This window comes from Pseudoduganella namucuonensis, from assembly GCF_900116645.1.
GTDB classification, from domain to species: domain Bacteria; phylum Pseudomonadota; class Gammaproteobacteria; order Burkholderiales; family Burkholderiaceae_D; genus Rugamonas; species Rugamonas namucuonensis.
Genome location: NZ_FPBO01000021.1, coordinates 52424 through 69811 on the forward strand (window position 1 = coordinate 52424; position 17388 = coordinate 69811).

Annotated in this window: 19 protein-coding genes; 8 read left to right on the forward strand and 11 right to left on the reverse strand. The window is 66.6% G+C overall.

The window, feature by feature from the left end; translation table 11 throughout:
* Window positions 1–16: 16 nt before the first annotated feature.
* From BM436_RS20855 to BM436_RS20870, 4 genes are all read right to left on the reverse strand, one after another.
* Window positions 17–787 carry an enoyl-CoA hydratase-related protein gene (locus BM436_RS20855; RefSeq protein ID WP_093557460.1) on the reverse strand — a complete coding sequence of 257 codons (771 nt, stop codon included), beginning with the start codon at window positions 785–787 and terminating at the stop codon, window positions 17–19.
* Entirely contained in the window at window positions 780–1640 is an 861-nt protein-coding gene (locus BM436_RS20860) for an enoyl-CoA hydratase-related protein (protein ID WP_229490550.1), read from the reverse strand. Before BM436_RS20860 ends, BM436_RS20855 begins: the two co-directional genes overlap by 8 nt.
* A gap of 14 nt (window positions 1641–1654) precedes the next feature.
* Window positions 1655–2119: a nuclear transport factor 2 family protein gene (locus BM436_RS20865; RefSeq protein WP_093557462.1), complete on the reverse strand. Its 465-nt coding sequence runs from the start codon at window positions 2117–2119 to the stop codon at window positions 1655–1657.
* Between the two features lie 96 nt (window positions 2120–2215).
* Window positions 2216–3406, reverse strand: a complete 1191-nt coding sequence (locus tag BM436_RS20870; RefSeq protein WP_307666138.1) for an LLM class flavin-dependent oxidoreductase — start codon at window positions 3404–3406, stop codon at window positions 2216–2218.
* Here BM436_RS20870 and BM436_RS36350 point away from each other — a divergent pair.
* The 3 genes from BM436_RS36350 to BM436_RS20880 all read left to right on the forward strand — a co-directional run bounded on the left by BM436_RS36350 (window position 3400) and on the right by BM436_RS20880 (window position 4816).
* Window positions 3400–3585: a hypothetical protein gene (locus BM436_RS36350; protein WP_143133255.1), complete on the forward strand. Its 186-nt coding sequence runs from the start codon at window positions 3400–3402 to the stop codon at window positions 3583–3585. The two genes, BM436_RS20870 and BM436_RS36350, sit on opposite strands and share 7 nt — an antisense overlap.
* 65 nt (window positions 3586–3650) lie before the next feature.
* Window positions 3651–4073, forward strand: coding sequence for a nuclear transport factor 2 family protein (locus BM436_RS20875; protein ID WP_093557464.1), 423 nt, complete (start codon window positions 3651–3653; stop codon window positions 4071–4073).
* Window positions 4070–4816 (forward strand): glucose 1-dehydrogenase, encoded by a 747-nt coding sequence (locus tag BM436_RS20880; RefSeq protein ID WP_093557465.1) that lies wholly within the window; start codon window positions 4070–4072, stop codon window positions 4814–4816. The genes BM436_RS20875 and BM436_RS20880 overlap by 4 nt, the downstream gene beginning before the upstream one ends.
* A gap of 90 nt (window positions 4817–4906) precedes the next feature.
* Here the strand turns inward: BM436_RS20880 and BM436_RS37170 are convergent, their stop codons facing one another.
* From BM436_RS37170 to BM436_RS20890, 3 genes are read right to left on the reverse strand one after another with little or no spacing between them, the layout of a single operon-like run.
* A complete protein-coding gene (locus BM436_RS37170) occupies window positions 4907–5077 on the reverse strand; it encodes a hypothetical protein (RefSeq protein ID WP_177307394.1) in 171 nt (56 codons plus the stop codon).
* A gap of 32 nt (window positions 5078–5109) precedes the next feature.
* A complete protein-coding gene (locus BM436_RS20885; protein ID WP_093557466.1) occupies window positions 5110–6735 on the reverse strand; it encodes a methyl-accepting chemotaxis protein in 1626 nt (541 codons plus the stop codon).
* A gap of 55 nt (window positions 6736–6790) precedes the next feature.
* On the reverse strand, window positions 6791–7642 hold the full coding sequence (locus BM436_RS20890) for a 3-hydroxybutyryl-CoA dehydrogenase (protein ID WP_093557467.1): 852 nt from the start codon (window positions 7640–7642) through the stop codon (window positions 6791–6793).
* A gap of 221 nt (window positions 7643–7863) precedes the next feature.
* Between BM436_RS20890 and BM436_RS20895 the strand changes: the two genes are divergently transcribed.
* Both BM436_RS20895 and BM436_RS20900 read left to right on the forward strand, forming a co-directional pair.
* Complete coding sequence (locus BM436_RS20895) at window positions 7864–9018, forward strand: LLM class flavin-dependent oxidoreductase (RefSeq protein WP_093557468.1); 1155 nt, start codon at window positions 7864–7866, stop codon at window positions 9016–9018.
* A gap of 52 nt (window positions 9019–9070) precedes the next feature.
* A complete protein-coding gene (locus BM436_RS20900) occupies window positions 9071–10162 on the forward strand; it encodes an LLM class flavin-dependent oxidoreductase (RefSeq protein ID WP_093557537.1) in 1092 nt (363 codons plus the stop codon).
* Between the two features lie 50 nt (window positions 10163–10212).
* Here BM436_RS20900 and BM436_RS20905 read toward each other — a convergent pair whose 3' ends face one another.
* Together BM436_RS20905 and BM436_RS20910 are read right to left on the reverse strand one after the other, a co-directional pair.
* A complete protein-coding gene (locus BM436_RS20905; RefSeq protein WP_093557469.1) occupies window positions 10213–10725 on the reverse strand; it encodes a nuclear transport factor 2 family protein in 513 nt (170 codons plus the stop codon).
* Between the two features lie 127 nt (window positions 10726–10852).
* A complete protein-coding gene (locus tag BM436_RS20910; RefSeq protein ID WP_093557470.1) occupies window positions 10853–11506 on the reverse strand; it encodes a carboxymuconolactone decarboxylase family protein in 654 nt (217 codons plus the stop codon).
* 228 nt (window positions 11507–11734) lie between these two features.
* Between BM436_RS20910 and BM436_RS20915 the strand changes: the two genes are divergently transcribed.
* Window positions 11735–13384 (forward strand): class I adenylate-forming enzyme family protein, encoded by a 1650-nt coding sequence (locus tag BM436_RS20915; protein ID WP_093557471.1) that lies wholly within the window; start codon window positions 11735–11737, stop codon window positions 13382–13384.
* 6 nt (window positions 13385–13390) lie between these two features.
* On the opposite strand, the gene BM436_RS20920 is transcribed toward BM436_RS20915, so the two are convergent.
* Together BM436_RS20920 and BM436_RS20925 are read right to left on the reverse strand one after the other, a co-directional pair.
* Entirely contained in the window at window positions 13391–14176 is a 786-nt protein-coding gene (locus BM436_RS20920) for an enoyl-CoA hydratase/isomerase family protein (protein ID WP_093557472.1), read from the reverse strand.
* 127 nt (window positions 14177–14303) lie between these two features.
* The gene (locus tag BM436_RS20925; RefSeq protein ID WP_093557473.1) at window positions 14304–14957 is read right to left on the reverse strand and encodes a TetR/AcrR family transcriptional regulator; all 654 of its coding nucleotides are present in this window, start codon (window positions 14955–14957) and stop codon (window positions 14304–14306) included.
* A 315-nt stretch (window positions 14958–15272) separates the two neighbouring features.
* On the opposite strand from BM436_RS20925, the gene BM436_RS20930 reads away from it, so the two are divergent.
* Window positions 15273–16655 (forward strand): NCS2 family permease, encoded by a 1383-nt coding sequence (locus BM436_RS20930; RefSeq protein WP_093557474.1) that lies wholly within the window; start codon window positions 15273–15275, stop codon window positions 16653–16655.
* A 100-nt stretch (window positions 16656–16755) separates the two neighbouring features.
* Entirely contained in the window at window positions 16756–17364 is a 609-nt protein-coding gene (locus BM436_RS20935) for a hypothetical protein (RefSeq protein ID WP_093557475.1), read from the forward strand.
* The last annotated feature ends 24 nt before the right edge of the window (window positions 17365–17388 follow it).

Genomic DNA, 17388 nt, shown 5'->3' on the forward strand with positions numbered 1-17388 from the left:
CGTCGTCGTGATGGGGTTAACGCCCGCGCCACACGGGCTTGCGCTTCTCGGCGAAGGCGCGCTCGCCCTCGTGCCGGTCCTCGGTGTAGGCGTAGGCCTCGATCGGCTCGAAGCGGGTGGCGAGCGCCACCTCCAGCGGCCAGTCCAGGCGCTGCAGCACCGCCGCCTTCGCGGCCTGCACCGCCAGCGGCGAGGCGGCGACGATCTTGTCGGCCCAGCGCTGCGCGGCGGCGGCCAGGTCGGCCAGTTCCACCACTTCGTTGACCAGCCCGTGCGCCAGCGCGTCGGCGGCCGGCATCCGGTCGCCCGTCAGGATCATGGCCATCGCCACGCGGTGCGGCAGTTGGCGGATGGCGCGGTGCATCACGCCGCATTCGCCCATGATGCCCGCCTTGGTTTCTGGCAGGCCGAACAGGGTGTTGCCGGCCGCGACGATGACGTCGGCGCACATCGCCAGTTCGAAGCCGCCGCCGAGGGCGTAGCCCTGGACCGCCGCGACCAGGGGCTTGGTCAGCGTCACTTGCGGCCCGCCGATGCCGGTCAGGCCGCCGCCGAGCGCCATGCGCCCGGCGCGCTCCGTGCCCTGGCTGACGTCCGCGCCCACGCAAAAGGCGCGCTCGCCCTCCGCGCTTAAAATCGCGGCCCGGATCTCGGGGTTGCGGTTGATTTCCCGCCACGCCTCGAGCAGCGCCGCGTCCATGCCGGGATCGATGGCGTTGAGCGACTTCGGGCGGTTCAGCTTGACGTGCGCGACATGGCCCTGGATGGAAAATTCGATATCAGACATGGGGTGGGGTCTCCTTGGAAGTATGGACGGGCGATACGGTCAACGGTGTGGTGGCGGCGACCCGGTAGGCGGCCATGGCCTCCTTGAGTCCGACGCGCTTGATGAATTCCTTCACCTCGAGCACCTCGGGGGACAGGTGCAGCAAGGCGTCCATGCCCGCCCCCGCCGACGCCGCGTCGCGGAACCCGGTCGCCTCGGCGGCCCGGTTGATCGACAATTTCTTGATGCGCAGCACCGACGGCGGGGTCATGGCGATGCGCCGGGCCAGGTCCTCCACCACGGCCACCAACTGGTCGGCCGGCACGCTGTGGTTGGCCCAGCCCCACTCGACGGCGGTGGGGCCGTCGATGCTGTTGCCGGGCACGAAGGCGAACTCCTTGGCCCGCTTGGGGCCGACCAGCGGCACCCACAGCGGCGCCACATAGCCGCCGCCGATCGGCACGGTCGGCTCGCCGATGCGCGCGTCGTCGGCCACCACGGTGATGTCGGCGTAGACGCACATCTGGGTGGCGCCGGCGATGCAATAGCCGTGGACGGCGGCGATGATGGGTTTCGGATGGTCCCACATCGCGAGATAGCGGTCGACGTTGCGCTGCAGGCGCTCCCGGTCGACCACCGGGTCGGGCAGCACCGTGAGCTTGCCGACCTGCTCCAGGTCGTAGCCGGACGAAAAACCCTTGCCTTCGCCGCGGATGGCGATCACCGGCCCGCCCTCCGTGGCCAGGCGGCGCAGCGCGTCCGAGAACTCGTCGAGCAGCTCGTTCGACAGCGCGTTGGCCTTGCCGGGCCGGTCCAGTATCACCCAGGTCAGCGGCCCGCGATGCTCGACGCGGATGGTGTTGTAGTTGAACACGGCGGACTCCCGCATCAGCCGCGGCGTCCGATGGCCAGGGTTTCCTTCACATGGAAATCCTTCGCCCCGGTGGTGCGCAACTCGCGCCGCTTGAAACGCCAGCGGCCGTCGACGCGCACCACCTCGTCGTGGTACTGGCCCCACACGTGCGAGTCCGGGCGCTCCCGGCTGTATCGATGCCAGGCGTACACGATGGTGCGCACCTTCGCCGCGTCGGCGCCGTCGAAGTCGATCACGATGTTCGACACATGGTGGCTGGTGGCGACGAAGTACGAACCCACGCCCTCCAGCGTCTTGGCGTAGGCGGCGCGGCCCTCGGCGCCGAAATTGGGCGCGTACAACACGACGCAGTCCTCGACGAACAATTCGGCCAGCTCGCTGGCGTGGTTCATGTCCAGATGATAGGCATAGTCGTAAATCAGACGGCTGATCTCCGCCTCCGCCAGCAGTTGTTCCACTTTTTGCTCGGTTGTTTTCATGTTCACTCCACGCATTTTCATATTCTATCAACACTAACGTTGACTAAGAGGGCGAAACAGCGCCTCCGCCGGCCCCTCGGCCGGCGGAGGCCGGCTTCAGGACGGCAGCTTGATGCGGGGCGCGACTTCCTTGGCGATCAGCTCGAGCGACTGGAACCAGGGCGCCGGATCGTCGTAGTAGTCATGCGACTCCACCTGCAGGGTGCCCCAGCCGCCGCAGGCTTCGAACAAGGTGTTGATCTTGTCGGTCACGGTGTCCGGCGAGCCCACCACGAACACCTTGTCGACCAGGAATTCCAGATCGGCGTCGGCCGGGTCGATGCCCGCGTCCTTGGCGAAGCCGTCCATCATGCCGAAGCGGCGCCAGATCGGGATCAGGTAGCGTTCGAAGCAGTAGCCGATCGGGCCCTCCATCACCAGCCGCTTGGCCTCTTTGTCGGTCTCGGCCACGAACACCGTCTGCGACACCGCGTGCCGCGAACGGTCCGGGGTGAAGCCGGCCTTGATCTGGGCTTCGGCATAGATGTCCCAGTGGCTCTTCAGCGCGTCCAGTCCGGAGAAAATGGACACCGGCTTGAAGTTGCGCTCGCCCGCCAGCCGCATCGACGGCGAGTTCATGCTGAAGCCGGTCACCGCGATTTCCGGCGCCACGCCGTTCCACGGCGCGAAATTGGCCAGCTTGTGCTGCTCGTCGTCCTCGTGGTCCGACGCGACCTCCTCGGGATAGCCGGCGTTCCAGAATTTGCCCTCATAAAAGAATGGCTCGCGCTTCCAGATCTTCTCCATGATGTCGAGCGACTCGCGCACCATCTGGTTCAGGAACTGCGTGTCCTGGCCGTTTTTGATGCCGTGGATGTACGAGGCCTGCGGATAGGCGCCGGCGCCGATGCCGAGGAAATAGCGGCCCTCGAGAATCTGCGACAGCCAGCCGATCATGATCGCCAGCTTGGCGGGATGCTGGTGCGGCAGCAGGTGCGCCATCGGCGCGAACTTGATGTTCTTGGTCTGCAGCGCCGCCGCCGCGATCATCAGTTCCGGATTCGGAATGTTCTCCCAGATTTGGGACGCGTGCTCCGAGATCATCATCGAGCTGAAACCCGCCTTGTCGGCGGCGATTGAACTTTGCACGCCCCAATCGAAGGTTTGGCGCGCCGTCCGTCCTGGCCGCATGTACGGGTGAAAAATTAGACCGGTCTCCATTGCCAAGATATGTCCCTCCTCATGTGAATACGTAGTAAGAATTAGATTGCATCGACATCGCTCTTGTCCGGGCGCCTTCGATGACATTAACGATAGCCCAGAAAAACCGGATCGTCAACGCTATTGTTGATTTGAATTGTATTCGCCGCCACAGCGCCGGCCGCCCGCCCGGCTCCCGCGACCTCTCGATGGAAGGCGAGCGGTGTGGCTGGAACGCAACACCACATCAATCAACACTACAGTTGACCGATGGCGGAAACCCGTGATAGCCTGAATCCAGCGTAAAACATGCGCCGCCGGGCGCGCCCGGACCAAAAAACAGGAGACCAGAATGGCTATTTCCCCCGCCGCGGACAACAAGGATGTTGTCCGCCATTTTCTCGAGGTATTCTCAAGCGGCGACGTCGCCGGCATCGTCGGACTGCTGCATCCGGACGCCACTTGGTGGGTGTCGGGCCGGATCGCCGGTTTGTCCGCCACCTACACGCGGCGGGAGCTCGGTGAACTGCTGAAAGGCGTCACCGCCATCTACAAGCAAGGCGCGCTCAAGATCACGCCCCTGTCGATGATCGCCGAGGGCGCCCGGGTGGCGGCCGAGGCCGAGTCCTACGCGGAACTGCAAAACGGCCGCGTCTACAACAATTTCTATCACTTTGTATTCGAGATCGCCGACGGCAAGATCTGGCGCGTCAAGGAATACATGGATACGCAACACGCTTACGACACGTTTATTAAACCGGAGGGGGAAAAATGAATCGATTGGACGGGAAAGTAGCCATCATCACGGGCGCCGCGCGCGGCATGGGCGCTTCGCACGCCCGCCGCTTCGTGGCCGAAGGCGCGAAAGTGGTGCTGACGGACATGAACGCGGCGGCGGGCCAGGCACTGGCCGATGAGCTGGGCGCCAGCGCGCTGTTTGTGGACCATGACGTGCGCGACGCGGCCGCATGGCAGCGGGTGGTGCGACAGGCGGAGGCGCGCTTCGGTCAAGTCAACGTCCTGGTCAACAACGCCGGCATCCTGGGCCCCATGCGCAACACCGCGGAGTTGCCGGTGGCGGACTACCACGCCGTGTGCGAGATCAACCAGCACTCGGTGTTTCTGGGCATGCAAGCCGTTATCCCGGCGATGCTGCGCGCAGGAAAGGGCTCCATCGTGAACATTTCATCCATCGCGGGACTGGTCGCCAATTACGGCTTTCCGAGCGTGGCCTATGTGGCCAGCAAGTTCGCGGTGCGCGGCATGACCAAGGCGGCCGCCATCGAATTCGGGCCGCGCAATATCCGCGTCAATTCGGTGCATCCGGGCTTCATCATGACGCCGATGATGATCGAGGCGACCAATGAGGAAGGCGGCGACGCCATGGCCCAGATCCCGCTTGGCCGGATCGCCGACCCCGCCGAAGTGAGCAACCTGGTGCTGTTCCTGGCCTCGGACGAGGCTTCGTACATCACCGGCGCCGAACATGTGATCGACGCCGGCATGACCGCGCAATAGTCTCCCCGCCCCCGCTTCCCCCCTCCCCGGCCGGCTTGTTCCCGGCCCGCTTGCCTCCCATAACCCGGCGCTTCACACGCCGGGTTCCGCTCACCAAAGCATCAGCCGGTGGTCGAACGGCACCACCATCGGCGCTGGCGGGTCCTCATCGGCCCGGGTCCGCGGCGACGCGCGAAGTGGCGCCGCCGCGCCGGGCGGCTGGCGCCACCGGCGCATCCATTGCGCGATCCGCGCCGCGCCGGGGAAATCAAAGTCTTTCATACCGCTTGCCCTGTCTGGATATGCCGGAGGCGCTAGGCCGCTCGCGGCAAAACGAGCAGCTCGGCCGCCGGGACTTCCCGCGGCGGCGCGCCGTCCTCGTCCGGCGCCGGCGAGGCCGTCTTGAACACGCTCACGGCGCTGGCCAGCGCCGCCGCCTGTTCCCGCATGGCCTCGGTGGCGACGGTGGTCTCGACGGCCAGCACGCTGTTCTGGGCCGTCATCCGGTCCATGCCGGCCAGCGACAGCGTGGCGGCGTCGATGCCGGCGCTCTGCTCCTCGGCCGCCGCGCTGATGTCGCGGATAATGGCGGCCGAGCCGTTCACGGCGTCGAGGATCTCGTCCATGGTGCGTCCGGCCTCCAGCACCAGCACACTGCCCGCGTCGACCTGGCGCACCGACTCGACGATCAGCGTCTTGATTTCCTTGGCGGCGTCGGCCGAGCGCTGGGCCAGGGCCCGCACCTCCGAGGCCACCACGGCGAAGCCGCGGCCCTGGTCGCCGGCACGCGCCGCCTCGACGGCGGCGTTCAGCGCCAGGATGTTGGTCTGGAACGCGATCCCGTCGATGACGCCGATGATGTCGCCGATCCGTTTAGAGGAATGCTTTATTTTCGTCATCGTCTCGGTCACCCGCCCCACCACCTCGCCGCCCTTCGAGGCGGTCGAGGTGGCGTATTCACCCAACTGGCGGGCCCGCGCCGCGCTTTCCAGGTTATCCCTGACCGTGGCGTTGAGGGCGCCGATCGAACCGCTGGTCTGGCGCAGGCTGCGCGACTGCTCCTCGGTCCTGGCGGCCAGCGTGGCGGCGCCGGTGGCCAGCAGCGCCGAGGCGTTGGCGACGCTCTGGGCGCCGCCGCGCACATCGCCCACGATGCGCCCCAGGCTGGAATTCATGCGGGTCAGCGCCCGCAGCAGCGTACCGATCTCATCGCGCGAGCCGGCGTCGATACGGCTGCTCAGATCGCCGTTCGACACGCGCTCTGCGACCGCCACCGCGACGTTCAAGGGCCGCGTGATGCCGCGCGTGACCAGCAAGGCGATGGCGCTCGCCACCAGCGCGGCCGTGACGGCCAGCCCCCCCATCATGAGCAGGGCGCGCCGGCTGTCGCCGCGCGTGGCCTCGCCCAGCGCGGCGGCCGAGCGCTCCTGGTGCTGCGAGACCATGTCGATCGCGGCCAGGTAGGTGTCGGCGTAGGCGCGCACGTCCGACACCACCAGGGCGCGCGCCGCGTCCATGTCGCCCAGCCGGACCTGTTCGATGAAGCGCCCTTGCGCCTCCAGGAAGGAGGCGCGGTGCTTGTCCAGCTCGGCCAGCAATTCGCGCTCCTTGGCGTTGGCGCCCATCATCTTGCGCAGCTTGCGCGTCGACTCCAGAATGAACTCGTTTCCCTGGGTCAGGAGCGACAACTCGGTTTCACTGCTGTTCGCGTCCTGGATCAGCAGGATGTTGCGCATATTGCCCAGTCCATCCATGTGGTCGGTCTTGATCTGGTTGATCAGTATGGTCTGCGGGTATTGCTCGTTGATGATCTGGCCGATCCGCAGGCTCGATTGGAACAACTGGTAGGCGCCGATCGCCGTGATGGCGACCATCAGCGCCACGGTCAAGCCGAATCCAAGGCCGAGCCGCTGGCCTATCCTCAAGTCGGGTCGTTTCATGAGTCTGTCTCCTGTGTGTTTTTATGCCAGCCATCCCGGTCGCCGTCGGCCGGATTCATCCGTACGAGTGGAATCCCCGTCCGCTTTTCCTGCCCAGATAGCCCGCCTGCACCATTTCACGCAACAGCGGAGCCGGCCGGTATTTGGGATCGCCCAGCTCGCGGTAAAACGACTCCATGACCGACAGCATCGTATCGAGGCCGATCAAGTCCGCCAGCGCCAGCGGCCCGATGGGCTGGTTGCTGCCCAGCACCATGCCGGCGTCGATGTCCTCCGCGGTCGCCAGCTTTTCCTGCAACACGAACACCGCCTCGTTGATCATCGGGCACAGGATGCGGTTGACCACGAAGCCGGGGCGGTTGGCCACGACGACCGCCTGCTTGCCGATGGCCGCGACCAGGCGCTCGGCCAGTTCGCGGGTGGCGGGTGAAGTCTGCATGCCCGCGATGACTTCCACCAGCCGCATGACGGGAACCGGGTTGAAGAAATGCATGCCGATGAAGCGCTCGGGATGCGAGACCACGGCGGCCAGTTCGCTGATCGACAGCGACGACGTGTTGGTGGCGATGACGGTGCCGGCACCGACCGCCGCGTCGGCCTGCCGCAGGATGCGCTTCTTCAGTTCCAGATTCTCCGTCGCCGCTTCGATCAGCACGTCGCAGCCGCTGAACGCCGCGTAATCCGTCGCCGCCAGCACGCGCGCGACGGCCGCCTCGCCCTGCGCCGCGCCGAGCGCGCCCTTGCGGACCTGCCGTTCGAGGCTGCCGCGAATGGCGCCCAGGCCACGCTCGACCGCCTCGGCCGAGATGTCGACCATCACCACATCCAGCCCCGCGGCGGCGCACACTTGCGCAATGCCGCTCCCCATGGTGCCCGCGCCGATCACGCCGATCCGTTGAATTTCCATTTGCAGTACCTCTCCTTGCGATTGGTTTTCGGTTGGGCCCAGCATGCAATACACACGGCCACATGTCAACACAGTCGTTGATTTACAACAGCGATTCGCTCGCGATACGCACAGATATTCGCGGGTAAAAGTCCGCGTCGCCCATAAGTCAACATATGTGTTGACAGAATTCGCCGCTTCCAGCATCCTCAAACCTCGCACAAATACCCAAAGGAGAAATCATGAAATTCAACCTCATGCAAACGGGGGTGATCGGCCGGCGCCACGAGCTGGAGGCCGGCATGGCCGGTCAACGCCCGGAGCTGTACCAGCGCTTCCTCGCGGAGGTGCGTGAGTATGTGAAGCTGGCCGATGACCTGGGTTACGCCGGCTATTGCCAGCCCGAGCACCACCTGCAGATCGAGGGCTTCGAGATCAACAACCACCCCGGCATGTTCAGCCTGTTCGTCGGCCTGCACTCGAAGCGGATGAAGGCCGGCATCATGGGCTACACGCTGCCGACCCACAATCCGGTCCGCATCGCCGAGGAGATCGCCACGCTGGACCATATGCTGGGCGGCCGCCTGTTCGTCGGCTTCACCCGCGGCTACCACCCGCGCTGGGTCGATTCCTATGCCGCCGTGTCCGGCGTGCGCGCCACCGGCCCGCAGAACTCCAAGGCGCGCGACGCGCAGGACGCGTTGAACCGCGAGGTGTTCGAGGAATCGCTGCAAATCGTCAAGAAGGCCTGGGCCAGCGACGTGTTCAGCCACCAGGGCAAGCACTGGCAATTCCCGCCCAACGGCGGCTCGGTCGGCCACCCCGCCTACCGCGAATTCGGCAAGGGCCAGGACGAGGACGGCATCGTGCGCCAGATCGGCATCGCGCCGCGCTGCTTCCAGAATCCGCACCCGAAAATCTACGGCGGCTTCGCCGCCAGCATGAGCACGGTCGATTTCTGGGCCCGCGAAGGCGGCAAGCCCATCGTCCTGGCCGAGGACCTGGATTTCTGCGAGGCGGTCTGGAACCGCTATGGCGAATCGGCGGCCAAGGCCGGGCACGAAGTGCCGCGCGAGGACCGCGCCGCCTGGGGCGGCTTCCTGATCCTGACCGACGACAAGCGCAAGGCGGAGGCGCTGATGGAGGAGCACAAATGGTTCTGGGACAAATGGTTCATCCCGTTCGGCCAGCGCATGCCCAACGTGCTGATCGGCTCCGCCGACGAGATCGCCGACAAGATCGGCAAGGCCCACGACCGCCTCGGCTTCAATGAACTGTTCCTGATGTATGGCCAGGGCCACCTCGACCCGGAGCAGAACTGCGACGAGCTCGAGAAGTTCGCCCGCCTGGTGGCGCCGCGCTTCTCCAGCAAGGACAGCGAAGGCACCCTGGTCTGACCGCGCAAACCAACAAAACAGCCCGCTCCGCCGGGACATAAGGAGATGCATGATGAAAACCGGTTTTTTCCATACGCCCTATATTCTGCCCAAACGTACAGCGCGCCAGGTGTTTGACTGGTCGATGGAGTTGGCCATGTTGACAGACGAAGCCGGCTATGCCGACTTCATGATAGGCGAACACTACACGCTGGCCTGGGAAAACATTCCCTGCCCCGAGATCATCATCGGCGCGGCCGCGCGGCTGACCAAGCGGATCCGCTTCGCGCCGATGGCGCACCTGCTGCCGTATCACAATCCCGCCACCCTGGCGACGCAGGTGGGCTGGCTGTCGCAGGTGCTGGAAGGGCGCTATTTTCTGGGCGTGGCTCCCGGCGGCCACCACACCGACGCGATCCTGCACGGCCACGACAACATCGGCGAACTGCAGGCCAAGATGTTCGAGGCCCTCGAACTGATGGAACGGGTGTGGCAGCGCCAGCCCTTCAAGGAACGCACGGCGCATTTCCAGGCGGGCTATCCAGGTCCGGCGGATTTCCCGGGCTACGAGATCGATTACGCCGACAACAGCCCGTGGGGCGGGCGCGACAAGCTGGAGATCGCGGTCACCGGCCTCACCAAAAACTCGTCCTCCCTGAAATGGGCGGGCGAGCGCAACTACAGTCCCATCTCCTTCTTCGGCGGCACCGAGGTCATGAAGTCGCACTGGGACACTTGGGCGGCGGCGGCGGCATCCAAGGGCCATGCCGCCGATCGCTCGCGCTTCCGCGTCACGCGCGATATCTTCATCGCCGACAGCGACGCCGAGGCCAGGCGCCTCGCCATGAACAGCGGCCTGGCCGATTCATGGCGCGAGTACCTCGGCCCGATCTACAAGAAGTTCAATCTGTTCCAGGGCATCATCGAGGATTCCGGCACCGACATCGATCCGAGCCAGGTCGACATGGAATTCCTGGCCGAACACGTGTGGCTGTGCGGCTCGCCGGAGACGGTGCGGCGCAAGCTTGAGCTGATGGCCGAGAAGACCGGGGGCTGGGGCGAAATCATCGTCAATTCGCACGACAATATCGACAATCCCAAGCCTTACTTCGAATCGCTGCAGCGCCTGGCGAAGGAAGTCACGCCGAAGCTGCACGTGCTGTAGCGGCAAGCGCCGCCGCCCTCGTACCCCGGGGGCGGCGTTCGAATTCCCCCTCAATCCACCCGCTTGGGAAAGTCAGACGGCAGCGGCGCCATGCCCGGCCAGCGCACCCGCAGTTCGGTGGTCAGCGAAGCGCCGATCTCTTCCCACGGTCCCATGTGCACCACGCGCATGTGCCGGCGCACGATGCGCCAGCCGCCGTCGATGCGCGCATAGGCATCCCGATAGCGCACCGCGCCCATCAATGTGCGTCCCGCGATCGCCAGCTCGAGGTGCGCGCCGACCGTCCCGGTCGCGCTGTCGTCCGATTGAAAGTCGAACAGCGCGTAGTCGGGCGTGTGCACCGTGGCGCCCATGTGGCGGCGGCTGGCGCGCAGGGACTCGACGATCGCCTCGCGCCCGCTGGCGCCGGGAAAGCCGCTGGCGGAAAATTCACTGGCCTCGGCGAAAATGCCCGCCAGGGCCAGGTAGTCGTCGTCGTCGACGGCCAGGAAATAGCGCACCACCATGTCATTCAGGTCCGCGCGGTCTTCCAGGCGGCGTATGCGTTTCTCGATATCCCACATGCTCGGTCTCCATGATGATCTCCGCGGCGGCGATGCGCGCGCCGCCGTCCCATTATCATCCCGCGGCCCCCGCCAGTCAACTTAAACGTTGACTGACGGGGCGAGCCGCGGCGTTCCCGCCCGCCACTCAAGCCACGCCGGCGTGCGGCGGCGCGCCGCGGGCGATGTCGAGCGTTTGCAGGATTTCCATCCGTCCCGCGCCCAGCTTGGCCGCGTTGCGCAGATGCAACCGCAGGCCCGGCATGTAGCGATGCGTGGTGGAGGCGTCGACCGCGATCGCGATCAGCTCCTTGAGCAGGGGCCGCAGCGTGGCCGATTTCCACGGCACCGAGCAGTAGTTGAAGAACGCCTCGAAGCCGTCCGGCGAAAGCCTCAGCAACGCGTCCAGAAAACCGGGCGCCTCCGCCTCCATCGCGCCCCAATAGGGATCGTCGCCCACGTGTTTGTCCCACAAGGCTTGCAGGCGCTGGTCCAGCGGCTCGTCCAGCGCCGTGTCGCCGCGCGCGCGCAGCTGCGCCGCCAGCCGGCGCGTCGCCTCCATCAAGGTGTGCACCCCCAGCCCGGACACCAGGTCCAGCACTTCCTGAACCTGCCGCGCGGAGGCCCCCGCGTCCAGGCAAGCGGCGATGGCGGTGTCGCAACCCGCCACGTCGAGCGTGGTGACGCTGGCGCGCACCGCCAGCCGTATCAGCGCCTCGCTGAACGTGTCGAGCGCGGCGCCCGGGGCCTGCGCGGCGATCAGCGGCTCGACCAGCGCCCTGACTTGTTCCGTAGTAATCATTCCACTTTCCTTCCACCCGCGGGCATGGACATCGAAAAGCCCTCCTCCCGCGTACCGGACAGCCTTCGTTCACTCGCGATTATATCAACACCTATGTTAATCAGCGGCGTCGATTGTCATGTAATTCATTGACAGCGGGAATGGCGTGGAACAATATATGCGTTGACAACGCAGCACAGACCAACAGAGCGCCGCCCACCGCGCGGCGCCGTCAACGGGGACAGAGCAATGCCACATTTCGACGATATATGCGAGGTATCGCCGGCCGGCGATTTGCTGGTGCGCGCGGCGCGCCAGCATCCTTTCCGCGACGCGGTGGTGTTCCCCGACCGGCGACGGAATTACGGGGACCTGCTGAGCGACGCCGAGCGTTGCGCGCGGGGCATGCTCGCGCTGGGCGTGCGTCCGGGCGACCATATCGGCCTCCTCGCCAGCAACAGCCTTGAGTTTGTCGCCGCCTTCTTCGGCATCCTGATGCTGGGCTGCGTCGCGGTCCCGCTGAACGCCCGCCACAAGGAAAGGGAGATCGGCTACATCGTGCGCAACGCCAATCTCACGCTGCTGTTCAGCACATCCGACCCGGCGGACCATGTCGACTTCGGCGCGCTCATCTCCGGCGCCATACCGGCGCTGCGCGCCGCCACCTGCGCGCGGCGGCTGAACCTGCCCGAGGCTCCCGCCTTGCGCCACGTCGTCATGCTGCGCGGTGCCGGCGCCGGGGCGCTGCTGCCCCGCGCGGACTTCGACGCCCTGGCCGATCGGATCGCTCCCGACGCCGTGCACCAGGCGCGACGGCGCGTGCGCCTGTGCGCCACCGCGCTGATCCTGTACACCTCCGGCACCACCGCCGACCCCAAGGGCTGCATGCTGTCGCACGAGGCGATCTCGCGCGGCCCCGTGGAGCGCGCCAGGCACCGCTTCCAGACGGATCCCCACGCCGTGCACTGGGGCGGCGGCCCGCTCTTCCATATCGGGACGCTGGCGCCCATGCTGGGAACGATCGGGGTGGCGGGCACCTTCCTGACCGACACCAGCTTCGTCCCTGGACGCGCGCTGGAACTGATCGAGCGCGAGCGGGCCAGCACCGCCTGGCCCTGGTTCCCCGCCATTATGCAGGCGCTGGTCGATCATCCGGGCCGCTCGCCCGCCGCCCTGGGCAGCCTGCGCACCGTGATGCTGATCGGCCCGCCAAAGCTGATCGAGCGGGTCGGAGCGCTGCTGCCCGACGCCGAGATCGTGCAAGGCTGCGGCATGACCGAAACCGCCGGCGTCTTCGCGCTCAGCGATCCGGACGAATCGCCGCGGGCGCGCGCCCACACCCAGGGCAAGGCGGTGCCGGGCATCGACGTGCGCATCGTCGACATCGACACCGGCGAGGAGGCTGCCGAGGGGGAGGTCGGCGAGATCCTGGTGCGCGGCTATTGCGTCATGAGCGGCTATTACAACGACCCGGCCAAGACCGCCGAGGCCATCGACGCCGACGGCTGGCTGCACACGGGCGACCTGTACCGGCGTTCGGCCTCGGGCAGCTTAAGCTTCAACGGCCGCATCAAGGACATGCTGAAGGTCGGCGGCGAGAACGTCGCGGCGATCGAGATCGAGGCCTACCTGTGCGGCCATCCGGCGGTGCGCCTCGCCGAGGTGGTCGGCAGGCCGGACGCGCGGCTCGACGAGGTGCCGGTGGCCTTCGTCGAGCTCCGTCCCGGCGCCCGGGCGGAGGAGGACGAACTGATCGCGTTCTGCCACGGGAAAATCGCCAGCTACAAGGTGCCGCGCGCGGTCTTTTTCATGCGCGGCGAGGATTGGCCCATGTCGGCGACCAAGGTCAACAAGCGCGCGCTGAGGCAGCGCCTGGCCGATACGGCCGTCGCCGGCTGAGCGCGGTCAGCGCCCGGCGAACTCCGCTTTGCGCTTGTCCAGGAACGCCGCCACCGCCCCCTGGAAGTCGTCGGTCCGGGTGCAGTCCGCGAACGCATCGCGCTCGGCGTCGAGTTGCGGCCCGAACTCCCGGCCGAACGAGGCGCGCATCAAGCCCCTGATTTTCCCGTAGGCGAAGGTCGGCCCCGCCGCCAGGCGCTCGGCCAGCGCCTCGCCCTCCACCATCAGCGTATCGGCCGGCACCACCCGGTTGACCATGCCGAGCTCGCGCGCCCGGGCCGCGTCCAGCGGTTCCGGCAGCAAGGCTATCTCCAGCGCGGCGCGCAGGCCGACCGCGCGCGGCAGCGACCACGACACCCCCAGGTCGCCGCTGGCGCCCAGCGCGGCGTAGGCGAAGCTGAACCGGGTCCCCTCGGCCGCGATCACCAGGTCCGCGGCCAGCGCCATGCTCAGACCGGCGCCGGCCACCGCGCCGTGCACACAAGCGAGCACCGGTGCGGACTGGCCGGCCAGCAGCGCCAGCGCCTCGTGCATGGGGGCGATGATGGACGGCTCTATGCCGGCGGGGTCGCTGCGGAAACTGGCGACGTCGCCGCCGGCCATGAAGGCCCGGCCGGCGCCGGACAGCAGCACCGCGCGCACACCGTCATCGGCTGCGATATCCCGGCAGCAGCGCAAAAACGCCGCCGCCATGTCGCTGTCGATCGCGTTGAGCGCTTGCGGGCGGTTGAATTGGATATGGGCGACCGCGCCGGCGCGGCGGTGGACGATCGCTTGCGTTGACTGACTCATGGATTCCCTTTCGCGGATAGGCTCGGCACGCGCTGCCGCCTGCGGCCAGTGTAGCGGCATGGCGGCAGATAGTCAACACACTCGTTGACCAGCTACGCGAATCGGAAAGGGGCCGGCAGGCCGCCGCTCACGCCGGCTGGGAAATACCGTCGAAGAATATCGTGCAAAAGACCTGTGCGATCTCCCGGGCGCTCTTTTTGCCTTGCGGATCGAACCAGCGGTGGGTCCAGTTGAACATGCCGAACAGGCCGTTGACCGCGAGGCGGATCGGTATATCCTCCCGGAACATCCCTTGCGCCACGCCTTCGGCGATCAGCAGCATCGTGATCTTCTCGAAGCGGCGCGTCTGCTTCACCATCAGCTTGGCCCAGGGCGAAGAGTCGCGCGCGACGTCGTGCATCAGTTCCTGGATGTAGACATACATGTGCGGATAGTTGGCCTCATACGACAGCATCAGCACCTCGAGCAGCAGCTCCAGCTTCGCGCGGGGATCGGGGCCCTCTTCCTTGAGGATGCGCTCGGCCTCCGCGATGTTCGCGTTCAGGATGCCGCCGATCGCCTCCTGGAACAACTCATCCTTGCTCGCCACGTAGTAGTAAATGGTGGCGCGGTCGATCCCCGCTTCCTTGGCGATGTCGTTCAGGGTCGTGGCCTTGAATCCCTTTTGCTTGAAAAGCCGCGACGCGACCTGCACCAGCTCGTCGCGCTTGGCCGTGTAGTCCGGACTGCCATCGGCCAGGGCGGACTTGCGCCGACGGGCGATATTGCTTGCCTGCTCCATAACTGTTTTCTCTGAGTGATAAGTTACCTCATTATAAGCGTCGTCAACACATGTGTAAAATTGCTTGGCGCCCGGCGGCAGGCATGCGGACCCGCGGGCCTGATATGAATTCCCATATGGTTGCTATTTCCCGCGACTGCTGGGTCGCGCGCGGCCAAAGCCCTACTCTGCCTATACCGACTGGGCACTCGCCCACGAAGTCGGCACGCCGGCTAGGGTGTCGAACGCAGCGTACCCCAAAACATAACTTAGACACGTTCGGGGCGGCCGGGGAAATGGCCGCATCGGCGGGAGACATATAGGAGCAGCACAACCATGAACCAACCCCAACTTCGGCCCGTATCCAGCCAGGACGCGCCGCCCGCCGCGGACGCCGGCAAGATCGACAGCTACTTCAAGATCTCGGCGCGCGGCAGCACCCAGCGCCGTGAAATCATCGCCGGCGTCACAACCTTCCTGGCCATGGTGTATTCCGTGTTCGTGGTGCCCGGCATGCTGGGCAAGGCCGGCTTCGACGTCAGCGCCGTCTTCGTGGCGGTCTGCCTGACCGCCGCCTTCGGCTCGCTGATCATGGGCTTCTGGGCGCGACTGCCGATCGCCGTCGGCTGCGCCATTTCGCTGACCGCCTTCATGGCCTTCGGCCTGGTGCTCGGCAAGGGCCTGTCGCCCGAGGTGGCGCTGGGCGCCGTGTTCCTGATGGGCGTGGTGTTCACGCTGATCTCGGTGACCGGCGTGCGCTCGTGGATCCTGCAAAACCTGCCGCAGGGCGTGGCGCACGGCACCGGCGTGGGCATCGGCCTGTTCCTGCTGCTGATCGCCGCCAACGGCGTCGGCCTGGTGGTGAAAAACCCCGAGCCGGGCCTGCCGGTCGCGCTGGGCGCCATCACGTCCTTCCCCGTGCTGATGAGCCTGGTCGGCCTGGCCGCCATCTTCGGCCTGGAGACCCGCAAGGTCCCCGGCGGCATCCTGCTGGTGGTGGTGGCGCTGTCGGCCGCCGGCCTGGCGTTCGACCCGTCCGTGAAATTCACCGGCGTGTTCGCCCTGCCCAGCCTGGCCGCCGAGGGCAAGGCCTCGCTGATCGGCGCCATGGACATCCAGGGCGCGCTGTCGATGGCGGTGATGCCGTCCGTGCTCGCGCTGGTGATGACCGCCGTGTTCGACGCCACCGGCACCATCCGCGCCGTGGCCGGCGAGGCGGGCCAGATCGACGAGAAGGGCTACATCCACAACGGCGGCCGCGCGCTGACCACCGACTCGATCAGCTCCATCTTCTCGGCCCTGGTGGGCGGCGCCCCGGCGGCGGCCTACATCGAATCGACGGTCGGCACCGCCGCAGGCGCCCGCACCGGCCTGGCCGCCGTGGTGGTCGGCCTGGGCTTCCTGGGCCTGATCTTCTTCTCGCCGCTGGCCGGCCTGGTGCCTTCCTACGCCACCGCGCCCGCGCTGATGTACGTCGGCCTGCTGATGCTGGGCAGCGTGGCGCGCATGCACATGGACGACAAGGTCGACGCCTTGTCCGGCCTGGTCTGCGCCGTGTTCATCCTGCTGACCTGCAACATCGTGACCGGCATCATGCTGGGCTTCTGCACGCTGGTGGTGGGTCGCGTGGTGTCCGGCGAGTTCCGCAAGCTGAACACCGGCACCGTGGCGATCGCCGCCGCGCTGGCCATCTTCTACGGCGGCGGCTGGGCCATCTAGGCCATCCGGCTGGTATCGCTTTCTAATACTTTGTGATGAAAAATCGCTAAAGTAATATGGCGTGGCAAGATGCGCCTCTCCCCAAAACAGAGAGGTCATCATGCCACGCCATTTTCTCATCGCCTGCGCCGCCCTCAGCCTGGCCGCGTGCGGCGGCACCTCCATCCAGCCCTACCCCGACATTTGGCCGCCCCTGACCGGCATGTCTTCGGACTGCCGTGAAGTCCAGGGCCTGTACGTCGATCCCAACGCCTGGGCCTGGGAGCGCCGCGGCAAGGCGGTCAAGGGCGAGCCCGGCGCCGGCGGCACGCTGGACGCCGCGTGGATCGCGCTGGGCTTCACCGGGCAAGGCGCCCCCGGCGCCGGACGGCGCGAGTTCACGCTCGCCTTCGACGGCGCGGACACGCTGGTGATGGAGTACCTGATCAATGGAAAAACGGCCGCCGTGAAGCGCCTGGGCAGGGACAAATGGTCCTGCGGCGCGGACGGCCTGCGCGTCGTCACGCTGGAACTCAGCGGCGCGGTGATCGACAAGGTGCCCAGCCACGGCAGCGCGCAACGCAGCGCGACGCTGTACCGCGTCGGCGACAGCCTGTACAGCAGAACCATCGATAGCTCCGACATCAAGCTGCTGCACGCGCTGCCGCGGCACTCGCTCAAGGAGCAGTGGCAGCGCTTCCCCGCCAGCGCCGCCTTCATCCCCCGCTAGTTCGCGGCGCCGCCCGCCGGCGTG

What these genes read in the sequence shown, in the direction of transcription:
- BM436_RS20855 (WP_093557460.1), bottom strand. Translation starts at nt 787, where the DNA reads ATGTCTGATATCGAATTTTCCATCCAGGGCCATGTCGCGCACGTCAAG.
- BM436_RS20865 (WP_093557462.1), bottom strand. Translation starts at nt 2,119, where the DNA reads ATGAAAACAACCGAGCAAAAAGTGGAACAACTGCTGGCGGAGGCGGAG.
- BM436_RS36350 (WP_143133255.1), top strand. Translation starts at nt 3,400, where the DNA reads ATGACATTAACGATAGCCCAGAAAAACCGGATCGTCAACGCTATTGTT.
- BM436_RS20870 (WP_307666138.1), bottom strand. Translation starts at nt 3,406, where the DNA reads ATGTCATCGAAGGCGCCCGGACAAGAGCGATGTCGATGCAATCTAATT.
- BM436_RS20875 (WP_093557464.1), top strand. Translation starts at nt 3,651, where the DNA reads ATGGCTATTTCCCCCGCCGCGGACAACAAGGATGTTGTCCGCCATTTT.
- BM436_RS20880 (WP_093557465.1), top strand. Translation starts at nt 4,070, where the DNA reads ATGAATCGATTGGACGGGAAAGTAGCCATCATCACGGGCGCCGCGCGC.
- BM436_RS37170 (WP_177307394.1), bottom strand. Translation starts at nt 5,077, where the DNA reads ATGAAAGACTTTGATTTCCCCGGCGCGGCGCGGATCGCGCAATGGATG.
- BM436_RS20885 (WP_093557466.1), bottom strand. Translation starts at nt 6,735, where the DNA reads ATGAAACGACCCGACTTGAGGATAGGCCAGCGGCTCGGCCTTGGATTC.
- BM436_RS20890 (WP_093557467.1), bottom strand. Translation starts at nt 7,642, where the DNA reads ATGGAAATTCAACGGATCGGCGTGATCGGCGCGGGCACCATGGGGAGC.
- BM436_RS20895 (WP_093557468.1), top strand. Translation starts at nt 7,864, where the DNA reads ATGAAATTCAACCTCATGCAAACGGGGGTGATCGGCCGGCGCCACGAG.
- BM436_RS20900 (WP_093557537.1), top strand. Translation starts at nt 9,071, where the DNA reads ATGAAAACCGGTTTTTTCCATACGCCCTATATTCTGCCCAAACGTACA.
- BM436_RS20905 (WP_093557469.1), bottom strand. Translation starts at nt 10,725, where the DNA reads ATGTGGGATATCGAGAAACGCATACGCCGCCTGGAAGACCGCGCGGAC.
- BM436_RS20910 (WP_093557470.1), bottom strand. Translation starts at nt 11,506, where the DNA reads ATGATTACTACGGAACAAGTCAGGGCGCTGGTCGAGCCGCTGATCGCC.
- BM436_RS20915 (WP_093557471.1), top strand. Translation starts at nt 11,735, where the DNA reads ATGCCACATTTCGACGATATATGCGAGGTATCGCCGGCCGGCGATTTG.
- BM436_RS20920 (WP_093557472.1), bottom strand. Translation starts at nt 14,176, where the DNA reads ATGAGTCAGTCAACGCAAGCGATCGTCCACCGCCGCGCCGGCGCGGTC.
- BM436_RS20925 (WP_093557473.1), bottom strand. Translation starts at nt 14,957, where the DNA reads ATGGAGCAGGCAAGCAATATCGCCCGTCGGCGCAAGTCCGCCCTGGCC.
- BM436_RS20930 (WP_093557474.1), top strand. Translation starts at nt 15,273, where the DNA reads ATGAACCAACCCCAACTTCGGCCCGTATCCAGCCAGGACGCGCCGCCC.
- BM436_RS20935 (WP_093557475.1), top strand. Translation starts at nt 16,756, where the DNA reads ATGCCACGCCATTTTCTCATCGCCTGCGCCGCCCTCAGCCTGGCCGCG.